Genomic DNA, 12825 nt, shown 5'->3' with positions numbered 1-12825 from the left:
CAGTTTTGCCTATGCGCCTTCAGCAGCCATCCATCGGCTGCCTGCTCCGTACCGGTTACTGATTCAAGCCTTCGTAATGCACCAGAATCGCATTGGCGAGGTCTTCATCGCTGGCGTTTATTCCGGGATTTTCCTGGCGAACCTGTTGCAACACCGATTCAAGATAAACCCCGCGAATGGCTCCGCCGCTGGCGACAAAGGCAGACAAGTCGTCACGCGCCGGGATCACCATTTTGTGATCCTTGAAGGTCGAGTACAGCGAAGCGGAAACGCCGGCCGAAGTGGCCACATCCCCCGCATCGACCTTGGCCATAGCGGAGCCGACGGGCAGGCATAAGAGTAAAGAAGAAACGAGCAATAACTTGCGCATGACGGGGTTCCTCCACAAGCGCTAAGCAAAAAGGGAAGGACTGCATAATGTGAGAGGTGCGCGGAGGGCGGGAGTTCCGTGAGGCGTTAATTCTGCAGACGCGGGCACCCCATGGCGGGTGCCCGGTCTTGACGCGAGTTCTATCAAATCACGCCACAGGCCATGCGATCACCGCCACCACCGAGGGGTTTTGGCATGTCGGAATGGTTGTCGCCACCGGCGTGAATCATCAGCGCGTGGCCCTTGATCTCGGAGATTTTCTTCAGGCGCGGCGCCAGCACCGGATAGTTGGCGATACCGTCAGTGGTCACGTACACAGCCGGCAGGTCACCGAGATGGCCGTCTGCGTACGGGCCGAGATGCTTGCCGGTTTTCTGCGGATCGAAGTGCCCGCCAGCTGCCAGCGCGGCGCCTTTGACGCCGTCCTTCATGCCCGGCTCGCAACTGCCGTTTTCGTGCACGTGAAAACCGTGCACGCCGGCCGGCAGGGATTTCAGATCAGGAGTAAACAACAGGCCATACGGCGTCTCACTGACGGTAATCGAGCCGATCGCCTGCGGTGCACCGTCGGCGCTGACCAGATTGATCGCGACTTTTTCCGTCGCTGCCTGAGCAGTGCCGATTGCGAAGGTGCCGAGCAGGCCTAACCACAGTGCGCGTTTCATAAGCGTTTCCTTGTGCTGCATGAGTTTTCAGAACGACGGACTCAATAGCCTGCCGGCATTAACCGGCGATGAAGACCTTGTCCGCGTGCGTTGAAAAATGAGACTTGCCGCTCAAACTGAAAGTTTTATCGCCGTTGCCCTGCGCGCAGACATCTGCCGACACGCTCTGGCGCGGCAGACCGGCGCAAATAAGCTTAACTCTAGGACTGACAGGCCTTTACCGGCGTCCCCCAAGGAGAAACCCACGGTGTCGATCAAACTGCGTTTAGTGTTGCTGATTGTTACCAGTCTGCTGACGGCATTGATCGTGAGTCTGGTCAGCTACGTCGGTAACCTGCACATGGCTTCGGCGGTGAGCGACAACGCGGTGAGCATGAGCGCGCTGCGCAACCACATGGAAGCGGACATGATGCACGACGCCCTGCGTGCCGACGTCTATTCGGCAATGTTGGTGGGGCTGGGCAAAAGCACCAGCACGCCGGCCGAGGCGCGCAGTTCGATCGAGGAGCATGCGCGGCATTTTCGTGAAGTGCTGGAAGAAAACCTGAAACTGCCGATCAACCCGACGTTGCGATCGGCGCTGGAGCAGATCAAACCGAGCCTTGAAACTTACATCAATGCCGGGGAACGCATTGTCGGCCTGGCGCTGGATAACCCGGACGCTGCGCAGCAGGAACTGGGCACGTTCAATTCGGCGTTCAGCCAGCTGGAAACGCAGATGGCCGCGTTGAGTGAATTGATTGAAGCCAATACCCGTGAGACCAGCGCTGGCACCGAAGCCGCGATCCGCAATGCCAATATTGCCCTCGGCGTGGTCTTACTGGCGGGGCTGTTGCTGCTTTTGGTTGAGGGACGCTGGGTGATCAGCAGCATTCTCGGGCCGTTGAAAACCGCCAGCCGCATCGCCGAAAGCATCGCCCACGGCAACCTCAGCGAGCCGATCTCCGAACCGACCGGCAAGAACGAAGCGAGTGCCTTGATTCGCACGCTGGCGACCATGCAGCGCGATTTGCGCAACATGATCGACGTGGTGCGCAGCAACGCCCACGGCGTCAGCGGCATGAGCGAACAACTCAGCCACGGCTGCCATCAAGTCGCCGACAGCAGCCAGCAACAAAGCGTCGCCGCCAGCACCATGGCCGCTGCCGCCAGCCAGATGACCGCCAGTATTGAAGAAATCACCCGCCACGCCGAACGTGCCCTGAGCATGGCCAATCAGGCGGAAACCCTGGCGAAGGAGGGCGGCGGAGTGATCCATCAAGTGGTCAGCGACATGGACGACATCGCTCGCTCGGCACAACAGTCGGCCCAGGTGATCCGTACGCTGGATCAGGAATCCGAAGGCATCTTCAACATCATTCAGGTGATTAAAAGCATCGCCGACCAGACCAATTTGCTGGCGCTTAACGCTGCAATCGAAGCAGCACGGGCGGGCGAACAGGGTCGTGGTTTTGCCGTGGTGGCGGATGAAGTGCGCAGTCTGGCGGCACGCACCAGTGCCTCGACCCAGGAAATTGCTGCGATGGTCGCGCGCATTCAGCACAGCACCCGCGAGGCGGTGAGCAGCATGGAAGCGGGTGTGGCGCAGGTCGACAAGGGCATGGCGGTGACGGCGGAGGTTGAACGAGCGATCCGCGAGATTCTGGAGGCCACATTAAGTACCACACAGTTGGTCAATGACATTACCCGCACGATTGGTGAACAGAGCTTGGCCAGTAACGAGATTGCTCATCAGGTCGAAATGATTGCGGGGATGTCCGAGGGCAATAGCCGGGTGATCGGGCAGACGGCGACGACTACGGATGAGCTGTCGAGTCTGGCGGGGCAGTTGGCGCAGTCGGTGGATCGGTTTCGGTTGTAACAGAGTTTTGCAGTGATTGAGCGGCCGCTTTCGCGAGCAAGCTTTGCTCCTACGGGGATCGTTGATACCCGCTTTTCGTAGGAGCAGAGCTTGCTCGCGAAGAGGCCCGTCCAGTCACCCCAATACTTAAATGCCCGCCCCAAGGTTCATGTTCAACCCCCTCCAGCCGATAAGCCCCTGAACGCAAAAGGACTATCAAGTCGGGAACAGACGCGCGGGTTTGTCCTGACGTGATATTCTTCGCGCCAACTTGGTTTGACCTAATTCAGTCTGCTTGCCGCGTGGCGAGCTGACGGAATCCCTGTCGCTCAAGTAGCTGATGCCAATAATGATAAGAAACCAGTTCAGAAGGGACATTAACTGAGGTCGATGCGGTACGTCGGCCTTGTGTGCCCACCCGTCAAAATTGCAGTGTGCCGGAATCTGCGACGCCAGCCTGAGCGTCACCAAAGCGGATCGCATGCTGATAACAGCGACGGGCGGAAGGCGTTTTATCATAGGTGCTACGGATGTTTAAGAAAGTGAACACAGCTCTGCTGGGGCTGGCTTTGGCGATGGGGATGTCGTCCGCCAATGCTGAAGAAGCAAAGAAAGTCGACGTGCTGTTGATCGGCGGCGGCATCATGAGCACCACCCTGGGTGTGTGGATCAATGAGCTGGAGCCAAGCTGGTCGATGGAAATGGTCGAGCGCCTCGACGGCGTCGCCCTCGAAAGCTCCAACGGCTGGAACAACGCCGGTACCGGTCACTCGGCTCTGGCTGAGCTGAACTACACCCCGGAAGATGACAAAGGCAACGTGACGATCCCGAAAGCCGTCGAGATCAACGAAGCGTTCCAGGTGTCCCGTCAGTTCTGGGCCTGGCAGGTTCAGCAAGGCGTTCTGAAGAACCCTCGCTCGTTCATCAACACCACGCCGCACATGAGCTTCGTGTGGGGTGATGACAACATCAAGTTCCTCAAAAAGCGCTACGAAGCCCTGCAAGCGAGCCCGCTGTTCGCCGGCATGCAGTACTCCGAAGACCCGGCTGTGATCAAGAAGTGGGTTCCGCTGATGATGGAAGGGCGTGACCCGAACCAGAAAATCGCGGCCACCTGGAGCCCGCTGGGTACCGACATGAACTTCGGCGAAATCACCCGCCAGTTCGCTGCCCACCTGCAAACCAAGCCTAACTTCGATCTGAAACTGTCGAGCGAAGTGCAGGACATCACCAAGAATGCCGATGGCACTTGGCGTGTCAGCTACAAAAACCTGAAAGACGGCACTAAAACCGAAACCGACGCCAAGTTCGTGTTCATCGGCGCGGGCGGCGGTGCACTGCACCTGCTGCAGAAGTCGGGCATTCCTGAAGCCAAGGAATACGCTGGCTTTCCGGTAGGCGGCTCGTTCCTGGTGACCGATAACCCGACCATCGCTGAACAGCACCTGGCCAAGGCCTACGGTAAAGCTTCGGTTGGCGCGCCACCGATGTCGGTTCCACACCTGGACACCCGTGTTCTGGACGGCAAGCGCGTCATCCTGTTTGGCCCATTTGCGACCTTCAGCACCAAGTTCCTCAAAGAAGGCTCGTACCTGGATCTGCTGACCAGCACCACCACCCACAACATCTGGCCGATGACCAAGGTCGGCATCAAGGAATACCCGCTGGTCGAGTACCTCGCTGGCCAACTGATGCTGTCGGATGAAGACCGTCTGAACGCGCTGAAGGAATACTTCCCGAACGCCAAAGCCGAAGACTGGCGCCTGTGGCAAGCCGGCCAACGCGTGCAAATCATCAAGCGTGATGAAGCCGCTGGCGGCGTGCTGAAACTGGGTACCGAAATCGTTGCTGCACAAGACGGCTCCATCGCCGGCCTGCTGGGCGCATCGCCAGGCGCGTCGACCGCTGCACCGATCATGCTGAGCGTGTTGCAGAAAGTCTTCAAAGACAAAGTGGCTAGCCCAGAGTGGCAAACCAAGCTGCACCAGATCGTGCCAAGCTACGGCACTCAGTTGAATAGCGATCCAGCGAAAGTGGCTGAAGAGTGGGCTTACACCGCCAAGATCCTGGAGCTGCCGACGCCTCCAGTGATCGGTCAGGCTGCTGCTCCGGCTGCACCTGCGGCTGAAAAAGCTGAAGCACCGAAGGAAAACGCTGCACGTGACATGGCTCTGTAATTAGACCCCTGACACACAAAGCCCACTGCACCGGCGACGGTCAGTGGGCTTTTTTTATCCCTCGATATCCCTCGATATCCCTCTGTATTCCCTGTAGGGGCTGCCGAAGGCTGCGATCTTTTGATCTTGTTTTAGAATCAAAAGATCGCAGCCTTCGGCAGCTCCTACAGAATTGTTTCGGTGTTAAGACGTTAAGACGTTCAGGTGTTCAGATGTCAGGGTTTCGCGGAAGCCAGATAAGCGCCAAGCCGCCGCCCCATTTCCTCGCCCAACGCCTGCAACCCGCTCAACGGCCGCACCATCACTTCAAACTCGACAATCTTGCCCTGCTCATCAAAGCGAATCATGTCGATGCCTTTCAGTTCCTTCGTCCCGACCTTGGCGCTGAATTCCAGAATTACATTCAAACCATCCGCCGTCGCCAGCTCACGGTGATATTCAAAGTCTTGAAACACCTCGAACACCGTATTGAGGATCATCGACACCACCGGCGCGCCAGGGTAGGGCGTGTGCGCCATCGGTGAACGGAATACGGCTTTGGCGTCAAGCAACTCGGGCAGGGCGCTCAAGTTGCCGGTGCGGATCATCTCGTGCCAGCGTTTCAGCGATTCGGCGACGTTGGGCTGCAGGTTCAGTTCGGACATGGATTTACCCCAGAGTTTTTATTGTTTTTGCACGACCGCAGTCACTCTAGCCTGTAGGAGCTGTCGAGTGAAACGAGGCTGCGATCTTTTGATCTTGATGTTCAAGGATCCAGATCAAAAGATCGCAGCCTTCGGCAGCTCCTACAGATCAGATGTCATCTGATACGCTTTTTTCGATTCTATCTGCCTCTGTAACCGGTTCAGTCACCGGCTCAAAATACCCCGGCAGTGCGGTCACTCACGGCAGTCCTTCATTCCGAAGCGTCCAGTGCACCGCAAACCCTGCATTGAGGAGAGCTCTATGTTCAAGATGGCGATTTTCCTGGGTGGATTTCTGACACTGACCATTCTGATCGGCGTGCTCGCGACAATTTCTCCGGTTTGAAACGCGTCGTGAACAGTTTTCACGACCCGATCCAGCAACAAACCCTAAGGGGTTGTTAGAACTTTTGAAGAAAACCGAACAGCTCAAGTGACCGGTATTAGACTCCCCTGAAGCTCCAATTTTATTTAGGGCTGAGCCCCGATCCATTGTGGCGAGGGAACTTGCTCCCGCTGGACTGCGCAGCAGGCCCTGTTTTGAACTGAAGAGCGGGGGGCCGCTCGCACCCCAGCGGGAGCAAGCTCCCTCGCCACAGGTTCGGCGTCGTCCTTAACTTTTCGGGGAACGTCCGCCATGCGTCATTCACCATGGACTCACTGATCACCGCCGCCAGCCGTGCGCTTGCGGCGGGGGATCCGTTGGCGGCACTGAATATCGTCGCCCTGCGCGAGGATCCGCCGGCGCTGGCGTTGCGCGGTATTGCCATGGCGCAGTTGGGCGATCTGCCGCGTGCCAAGGCGTTGTTGCAGCGGGCGGTGAAGGCGTTCGGTCGCAATGAGCCGCTGTCGCGGGCGCGGTGTCTTGTTGCCGAGGCCGAAGTGGCGCTGGCGGCACGCGATCTGGGCTGGCCGGTGAAGGTGCTGGAGGCGGCGCGTCGGTTGCTGGAGGATCACGGCGACCGGCTCAACGCGGCGCACGCGCGTTACTTGCAGATTCGTCGATTGTTGTTGATCGGTGAGCTGGATGACGCTGAACGGTTGCTCGCTGAACAGGATCCTGCACCACTTCCGCCAGCCTTGCGTGCCGCCCATGCACTGGTGGCGGCGGGCATTGCGTTGCGCAGGGTTCAGGCGCACAGGGCGCAGGCGGCATTGGTTCGCGCGCAACACGCGGCGCGGGAGGCTGGCATTGAGGCGTTGAGCGTTGAAGTCGAGCACGCCGCGCAAATCCTTGAGGCGCCGGTTGCGAGATTGATCATCAGCGGAAAAGAGCAACCGCTGAAACTCGCAGAAGTAGAAACCCTGTTCGCTTCAAAAGCGCTGGTCATCGATGCCTGCCGCTACAGCGTGCGCGGCGCCGGCATGACGGTTGCGCTTGCCACTCGCCCGGTGCTGTTCCATCTCGCCCGGTTGCTAGCGGAAGCCTGGCCGGGCGATGTCTCGCGAGAGGCGCTGATTGCCAAGGCTTTCCGTTTGCAACTCAGCGACGAATCGCACCGGGCGCGGCTACGCGTTGAAATCGGCCGCTTGCGCTCAGCGCTGCAACCGCTGGCGAACATCCGCGCCACGCCTCGCGGGTTTACGTTGGTGGCCGAAGAGGTGGCGCTGCTGACGTTACCGGTCGAGGACAAACACGCGGCGCTGCTGGCCTTGCTCGCGGATGGCGAAGCGTGGTCGAGCTCAGCACTGGCACTCGCATTGGGCAGCAGTCAACGCCAAGTGCAACGAGCGCTCGAGACACTGGCCTCGGAAAACAAAATCCAGTCCTTCGGTCTGGGCCGATCACGGCGCTGGATGACGCCGCCGGTGCCGGGTTTCGCGACGATCTTGTTACTCCCGGTGTCGCTGGGCAATGGCTAGGCTGGTCTCAACCAACACGAGGAAGCCCCCATGAAACACGCAAACGCAGAAATCCTTCGCGAGTACGGCCCGTTCGAAGGGATCGACGGCATTCACGGCGTGACCTTCGACGGTCAGCAAGTCTGGTTTGCCAGCGATGGTCAACTCAATGCGCTGGATCCGGCCAGCGGCGAAACCGTGCGCACGCTCAAGGTCGGCGCTGATGGCGGCACCGCGTTCGATGGCAAGCATCTGTTCCAGATCGCCGACCGCCATATCCACAAAATCGACCCGGCCACCGGGCGCATCCTCAACACCATCGCCGCGCCCGGTGGCGGCAATGATTCCGGCATGGCCTGGGCCGAGGGTTCGTTATGGGTTGGTCAGTATCGCGACCGTAAAATCCATCAGATCAACCCGGAAACCGGCGAGATTTTGCGCACGCTGGAGTCCAACCGCTTTGTCACCGGCGTGACGTGGGTTGATGGCGCGCTGTGGCATGGCACGTGGGAAGGCGAGGAGAGCGAACTGCGGCGGATCGATCCGGGTAACGGTGAGGTACTGGAAAGCCTGACGATGCCCGACGGGACTGGCGTGTCGGGGCTGGAGGCGGATGGCAAGGATCGGTTCTATTGTGGTGGCGGGAATAGCGGGCGGGTGCGGGCGGTGCGTCGGCCCAAATAAATTGAGGGTGGCTGATCTGGCCCCTTCGCGAGCAAGCTCTGCTCCTACGATGATGGTTGATCACCGGAAAATTGTAGGAGCCGGGCTTGCTCGCGAAGAGGCCCGTCGAGTCAACGCAAAATCACGGTGCACCAAACAGCATCGTCCAGTAAACCCCTTCATCACTACGCGCCTCGCTGGCAAAACCCGCTCCCACCTGGGTAAACATCGGGTTCATCAAATTGGCGCAATGCCCCGGACTGGCCAGCCACCCGGCCATCGCCTTGCCCGGCGAACTCTGCCCGGCGGCAATGTTTTCACCAATTTGCCGGCCACGATAACCCGCCGCTCTAGCGCGATCTGCCGGCAAATCACCGTCCGGATCACGATGCGCAAAATAATTGCCATAAGCCATGGCCTTACTGTGCCCTTGTGCGGCCGCGCCCAGCGCAGCGTTCCAGTTCAGCGGTCGGGCGGCAGCGAAGCGTTGACGCCCACACATCCGTGGCCGGGCGCGAGCGGCATTGACCTCGGCGAGCAGCGCTTTGCCGACGCTACGATTATCGCCGACGCGGTTGTCGAGCACCGGCCGCGCCAGCACCACTTGCCATTCACTGCGCGAACGGCTGATGCCGATGTCGGCGTACTGACTGTCGAGCAATGCGCCGCAGTAGTGGTCTTGTAGCTGGTCGAAGGCTTCGTCGGCATCCTCTGCACCGACGATGCGGATGCTGCGTACCGTCATCGCTGCATATCCGGACGATTTCAGCGCCTCGCGCATGCCGCCGCCGTAGCCATAGCCGATGGGCAGCGCGAGATTTTCTTTCAACGCCAGCGGAGCCAGGCGCTGCGCGGGGCGACGGTCGCAGCGTTGCGGGTGGGCGCGGTAGTCGTTGATGGCCGCGACCAGTTGGCGTTCGGCGCCGGCGTGGGCGGATTGAGCAAACAAAGGCGAAAGCAGCAGGCACAGCGAAACCAGACGAAGGGGGCGGGCGGTGTGGCGCATGGAGTGGACGGCTCAGGAGAGGAAAAAGCGGCGCGTGTAGGACTGGGCTTTTTGGACTTGGTTCAGGGTGGCAGGTGTGGTTTTTTTCTGGGGTATTGATGTGATTTGGCCGGCCCCTTCGCGAGCAAGCCCGCTCCCACACTGGTTTGGTGTACACCGGACAAAATGTGGGAGCGGGCTTGCTCGCGAAGAGGCCAGACCCGCCAACACAAAACTCAGCGATTCAACACATCCCCCATCCACCGCAAATACTCCCCCCGCTCGGAAATCGAGTTATGCCCCGAATCCGGCACCACCTTAAGCACCGCCACCCCCTTGGGGAAATTCCCTAACAACCGCTCGGTACTGTCCCGCGCAATCACCTCGTCATCACTCGCCGCCAGCAACAACGTCGGTACGCGAATATGCGCCGCGTATTTGCCTGATTCATAACGATCCTTGAGCAACCACTTCACCGGCACCCACGGATATTGCTTCACGGCGACTTCTTCGAGGCTGTTGTACGGCGTCACCAGAATCAAATTCTGCACCGGCCGTTGACTGGCCAGACGCACCGCAACGCCCGAACCCAGGCTGCGCCCGATCACCGCCACCTGCGGATGGCTGGCGTACACCTGATCAAACAGCGCCAGCGCATCCTCGGCAATTGCCTCCTCGGAAGGCTTGCCGCCGCTGCCGCCAAACCCTCGATAATGCAGAAAGTACAGCGCGTAATCCGGGAATGCCGCGGCGAACTCCGGCAGATTGTGCGAGACATCCTCGGCATTGCCGCCGAAATAGATCAGCGCCCGTTGCCCGACACTCTCGCGAGTGGTTACCCAGACGTCGGCATCCGCCATCGATAATTTCAGCCGTGACTCCGCCGACTCCACCGTGCCGGCCTGCGGAAAATAGATCAGCGAGCGCTGAAAAACGAACAGCGCCGCGCACAGCACCAGGTACACAGCGACGATCAAAGCGACGAGTAACATCAGGGTTCGGGACATTCGGCTACTTTTAACGGGGTAAGGAAGTCGGCAGTCGCAGTGTAGTCCAGCGATTTCGCCAGACAGTCTGCGCACACAACATGCAACAGATTCACGCAGCAGGGGAACCAGCATGAGCCACACTGAGGGTTACTCCCGTCGCCGATTGCTCACGCTGGCTGCCGGGGTTTCGGCAGTCTTCACTTTTGATCGGGCGTTGGCCACTGCCGCGCCACCCGCGACTATCCGAGGCCAAGCCATGCAGACCCGCGCCATCCCCTCCAGCTCCGAGTCATTGCCCCTGGTCGGTCTGGGCACGTATCGCGGATTCGACGTCGCGCCGGGCGACCCGGCTTATCGGCAACTGCCGGCGGTGCTCGATGAGCTGTTCACCAAGGGTGGCACGGTGATCGACAGCTCACCCATGTATGGCCGCGCCGAGCAGACCACCGGCGAACTGCTGTCGATCCATGAACCGCGTTCGCCGGCGTTTCTGGCGACCAAGGTGTGGGTACGCGGGCGCGAGGAAGGCATCGCGCAGATGGAGCAGTCGTTCAGCCTGCTGCGCACCGAGCGCATCGACCTGATGCAGATCCACAACCTGCTCGACTGGCAAACCCACCTGCCGACCCTGCGCGAATGGAAAGAGCAAGGGCGCATCCGCTACATCGGTATCACCCATTACACGTCCTCGGCCTATGACGAAGTCGAAGCGGTGCTGAAGGCTGAACAACTGGATTTTCTGCAAATCAACTACGCCCTCGATGATCGAGGTGTGGAGAAACGTATCCTGCCGCTGTGCCGCGAGCGCGGGGTGGCGGTGATCTGCAATCGGCCGTTTGGTGGCGGTGCTTTGCTGGGCCGGCTCAAGGGCAAACCTTTGCCGGCGTGGGTGTCGGACGTCCAGGTCAACAGCTGGCCGCAACTGGCGCTGAAGTTTCTGCTGGCGCATCCGGCGGTGACCTGTGTGATTCCGGGGACGAGCAATCCGCGTTATATGGCCGACAACGTCAGGGCCGGATTCGGGCCGATGCTCACCGACGCGCAGCGGCATCAGTTAATTGCGTTGGTGGGTTAGTCCGTGGCGATATCCAGCTTGTCGATGTGCTTGAAACGCTCCACCAGAAAGTCGATCAGGCTACGCACCCGTGCGGAACTGATGGCGATCTTTTTGTGGGAGCGGGCTTGCTCGCGAAGGAGTCGTGTCAGCCAACATTTCGGGTGCCTGGCGCAGCGCTTTCGCGAGCAAGCCCGCTCCCACAGTAGATTGTGTTTTCTCAGAGAGGTTATGCCTGATTCAAATCCCGGCAACATCAAAAACATCTGAACAACTGTCAGATCTGACAGTTGGCGGAATTCTTTCTGCGATCAATCATGGGGGTCTACGGTTTCGACAAGGAAGACTCTCCATGAACATGGCCAGCCAAACGCTGACCGGCAGTGTCGCTGTCTGTCTGTTGGCAATTTCACTCAACGCTCGGGCAGAAACGGCGGAGTACATCTGTCTGGGTCAGGAGCGCGGACAAGAAGTAACGGTGATTGCCGGCTCGGAGGCACAAGCCGTCGCGCTGGTTAAAACTCACTGGCGAACCGCCGGTTGTTTTAAGAAGTGATCGGCGCAATCAACCGCGATAGCGCAACGCCTCCAGCAACAACGCAAACGCCGGTGCCGCCTGACGCCGGCTCGGGTAGTAGAGGTGATACCCGGCGAATGTCGGGCACCAATCCTCAAGCACTTGCTGCAAGCGACCATCGGCCAGATACGGGGCGACGATGTTCTCCGGGATGTAGCTCAAACCGAAACCATCCAGCGCGGCATCAAGCAACGGGTAGACGCCATTCAACGTAATTTGCCCGGATACTCGCACCTTAAGGCTTTCGCCATCCCTCTCGAACTCCCAGCTATAGAGCCCGCCGTTGGTGGGCAGGCGCAAGTTGTTGCAGCTGTGGTCGGTCAGGTCGCGTGGGGTTTGCGGGGCGGGGCAGCGGGCGAAATACGCGGGCGAGCCGACCACCGCCATGCGCATGTCCGGGCCGATGCGCGTGGCGATCATGCCTTGCGCAACGTCTTCGCCCAACCGAATGCCGGCGTCGAAGCCCTGGCCGGCGATGTCGACGAAACCATAATCACAGCTGACTTCGACGGCGATGTCGGGGTACTTGGGCAGGAACTCCTTGAGTACCGGGCGCAGCAGCCAGTCCAGCGAATGGTCAGTGGCGTTGATGCGGATTTTGCCCGCCGGGGTTTCGCGCAGGTTGCTCAGGGCCGCCAGTTCCACTTCGATCTCTTCGAAACGCGGGCCGATGGTTTGCAGCAGGTGCTCGCCAGCCTCGGTGGGAGAGACGCTGCGCGTGGTGCGCGTCAACAGGCGCAGGCCAAGGCGCGCTTCGAGGGCGCGAATGGTGTGGCTCAGCGCCGATTGCGAGACGCCGAGCTTGGCGGCAGCTTTGGTGAAGCTGCGTTCGCGGGCCACGGCGAGAAAGGCGAGCAGGTCGGTGGCGTTTTCCCGAAGCATTGATGAGTGTCCCGCATAAGTTTTTTCGAATTCTAGTCGATTATCTGAAGAGTGCGGGTCGGTAAAGTGATGGCATTGATTCTCTGGAGGAACTTGCC

12 protein-coding genes and 1 pseudogene are annotated in these 12825 nt (G+C 59.8%); 7 read left to right on the top strand and 6 right to left on the bottom strand.

What is annotated here, in order from left to right; translation table 11 throughout:
* Positions 1 to 55 precede the first annotated feature (55 nt).
* Together KFS80_RS22595 and sodC are read right to left on the bottom strand one after the other, a co-directional pair.
* Positions 56 to 370 carry a DUF2388 domain-containing protein gene (locus KFS80_RS22595; RefSeq protein ID WP_053119287.1) on the bottom strand — a complete coding sequence of 105 codons (315 nt, stop codon included), beginning with the start codon at positions 368 to 370 and terminating at the stop codon, positions 56 to 58.
* 143 nt (positions 371 to 513) lie between these two features.
* Entirely contained in the window at positions 514 to 1035 is a 522-nt protein-coding gene (gene sodC, locus KFS80_RS22590) for a superoxide dismutase family protein (RefSeq protein WP_212545976.1), read from the bottom strand.
* A 97-nt stretch (positions 1036 to 1132) separates the two neighbouring features.
* Between sodC and KFS80_RS27365 the strand changes: the two are divergent.
* From KFS80_RS27365 to mqo, 3 genes and pseudogenes are all read left to right on the top strand, one after another.
* A pseudogene (locus KFS80_RS27365) lies at positions 1133 to 2038 on the top strand (MCP four helix bundle domain-containing protein); the annotation flags it as partial.
* Positions 2033 to 2896 (top strand): methyl-accepting chemotaxis protein, encoded by an 864-nt coding sequence (locus KFS80_RS27360; RefSeq protein WP_420851068.1) that lies wholly within the window; start codon positions 2033 to 2035, stop codon positions 2894 to 2896. The pseudogene KFS80_RS27365 and the gene KFS80_RS27360, both read left to right, overlap by 6 nt.
* Positions 2897 to 3405: 509 nt before the next feature.
* Positions 3406 to 5052 carry a malate dehydrogenase (quinone) gene (mqo, locus tag KFS80_RS22580; protein WP_212545974.1) on the top strand — a complete coding sequence of 549 codons (1647 nt, stop codon included), beginning with the start codon at positions 3406 to 3408 and terminating at the stop codon, positions 5050 to 5052.
* A gap of 215 nt (positions 5053 to 5267) precedes the next feature.
* Here mqo and KFS80_RS22575 read toward each other — a convergent pair whose 3' ends face one another.
* Positions 5268 to 5696, bottom strand: a complete 429-nt coding sequence (locus tag KFS80_RS22575; RefSeq protein WP_053119294.1) for a nuclear transport factor 2 family protein — start codon at positions 5694 to 5696, stop codon at positions 5268 to 5270.
* A 690-nt stretch (positions 5697 to 6386) separates the two neighbouring features.
* On the opposite strand from KFS80_RS22575, the gene KFS80_RS22570 reads away from it, so the two are divergent.
* On the top strand, positions 6387 to 7598 hold the full coding sequence (locus KFS80_RS22570; RefSeq protein ID WP_212545973.1) for a helix-turn-helix domain-containing protein: 1212 nt from the start codon (positions 6387 to 6389) through the stop codon (positions 7596 to 7598).
* A 30-nt stretch (positions 7599 to 7628) separates the two neighbouring features.
* Positions 7629 to 8261: a Vgb family protein gene (locus KFS80_RS22565; protein WP_212545972.1), complete on the top strand. Its 633-nt coding sequence runs from the start codon at positions 7629 to 7631 to the stop codon at positions 8259 to 8261.
* A gap of 121 nt (positions 8262 to 8382) precedes the next feature.
* On the opposite strand, the gene KFS80_RS22560 is transcribed toward KFS80_RS22565, so the two are convergent.
* Together KFS80_RS22560 and KFS80_RS22555 are read right to left on the bottom strand one after the other, a co-directional pair.
* Positions 8383 to 9246 (bottom strand): CAP domain-containing protein, encoded by an 864-nt coding sequence (locus tag KFS80_RS22560; RefSeq protein WP_212545971.1) that lies wholly within the window; start codon positions 9244 to 9246, stop codon positions 8383 to 8385.
* A gap of 215 nt (positions 9247 to 9461) precedes the next feature.
* Positions 9462 to 10232 (bottom strand): alpha/beta hydrolase, encoded by a 771-nt coding sequence (locus tag KFS80_RS22555; protein WP_212545970.1) that lies wholly within the window; start codon positions 10230 to 10232, stop codon positions 9462 to 9464.
* 112 nt (positions 10233 to 10344) lie between these two features.
* Here KFS80_RS22555 and KFS80_RS22550 point away from each other — a divergent pair, with 112 nt between their 5' ends.
* Together KFS80_RS22550 and KFS80_RS22545 are read left to right on the top strand one after the other, a co-directional pair.
* Positions 10345 to 11289 carry an aldo/keto reductase gene (locus tag KFS80_RS22550; protein ID WP_212545969.1) on the top strand — a complete coding sequence of 315 codons (945 nt, stop codon included), beginning with the start codon at positions 10345 to 10347 and terminating at the stop codon, positions 11287 to 11289.
* A gap of 331 nt (positions 11290 to 11620) precedes the next feature.
* Positions 11621 to 11824: a hypothetical protein gene (locus tag KFS80_RS22545; protein ID WP_212545968.1), complete on the top strand. Its 204-nt coding sequence runs from the start codon at positions 11621 to 11623 to the stop codon at positions 11822 to 11824.
* Positions 11825 to 11833: 9 nt separating this feature from the next.
* Here the strand turns inward: KFS80_RS22545 and KFS80_RS22540 are convergent, their stop codons facing one another.
* The gene (locus KFS80_RS22540; protein WP_212545967.1) at positions 11834 to 12727 is read right to left on the bottom strand and encodes a LysR family transcriptional regulator; all 894 of its coding nucleotides are present in this window, start codon (positions 12725 to 12727) and stop codon (positions 11834 to 11836) included.
* Positions 12728 to 12825: the final 98 nt, after the last annotated feature.

Origin of the sequence: Pseudomonas rustica, assembly GCF_018336155.1 — a bacterium.
Taxonomy (GTDB): Bacteria; Pseudomonadota; Gammaproteobacteria; order Pseudomonadales; family Pseudomonadaceae; genus Aquipseudomonas; species Aquipseudomonas rustica.
This window is presented reverse-complemented; position numbering and strand designations above follow the sequence as displayed.

Bases quoted from the DNA above. Each gene is read 5' to 3' on its own strand.
- KFS80_RS22545 (WP_212545968.1), top strand. From the start codon at position 11,621: ATGAACATGGCCAGCCAAACGCTGACCGGCAGTGTCGCTGTCTGTCTG.
- KFS80_RS27360 (WP_420851068.1), top strand. From the start codon at position 2,033: ATGCAGCGCGATTTGCGCAACATGATCGACGTGGTGCGCAGCAACGCC.
- KFS80_RS22560 (WP_212545971.1), bottom strand. From the start codon at position 9,246: ATGCGCCACACCGCCCGCCCCCTTCGTCTGGTTTCGCTGTGCCTGCTG.
- KFS80_RS22595 (WP_053119287.1), bottom strand. From the start codon at position 370: ATGCGCAAGTTATTGCTCGTTTCTTCTTTACTCTTATGCCTGCCCGTC.
- sodC (WP_212545976.1), bottom strand. From the start codon at position 1,035: ATGAAACGCGCACTGTGGTTAGGCCTGCTCGGCACCTTCGCAATCGGC.
- KFS80_RS22565 (WP_212545972.1), top strand. From the start codon at position 7,629: ATGAAACACGCAAACGCAGAAATCCTTCGCGAGTACGGCCCGTTCGAA.
- mqo (WP_212545974.1), top strand. From the start codon at position 3,406: ATGTTTAAGAAAGTGAACACAGCTCTGCTGGGGCTGGCTTTGGCGATG.
- KFS80_RS22575 (WP_053119294.1), bottom strand. From the start codon at position 5,696: ATGTCCGAACTGAACCTGCAGCCCAACGTCGCCGAATCGCTGAAACGC.
- KFS80_RS22540 (WP_212545967.1), bottom strand. From the start codon at position 12,727: ATGCTTCGGGAAAACGCCACCGACCTGCTCGCCTTTCTCGCCGTGGCC.
- KFS80_RS22555 (WP_212545970.1), bottom strand. From the start codon at position 10,232: ATGTCCCGAACCCTGATGTTACTCGTCGCTTTGATCGTCGCTGTGTAC.
- KFS80_RS22570 (WP_212545973.1), top strand. From the start codon at position 6,387: ATGGACTCACTGATCACCGCCGCCAGCCGTGCGCTTGCGGCGGGGGAT.
- KFS80_RS22550 (WP_212545969.1), top strand. From the start codon at position 10,345: ATGAGCCACACTGAGGGTTACTCCCGTCGCCGATTGCTCACGCTGGCT.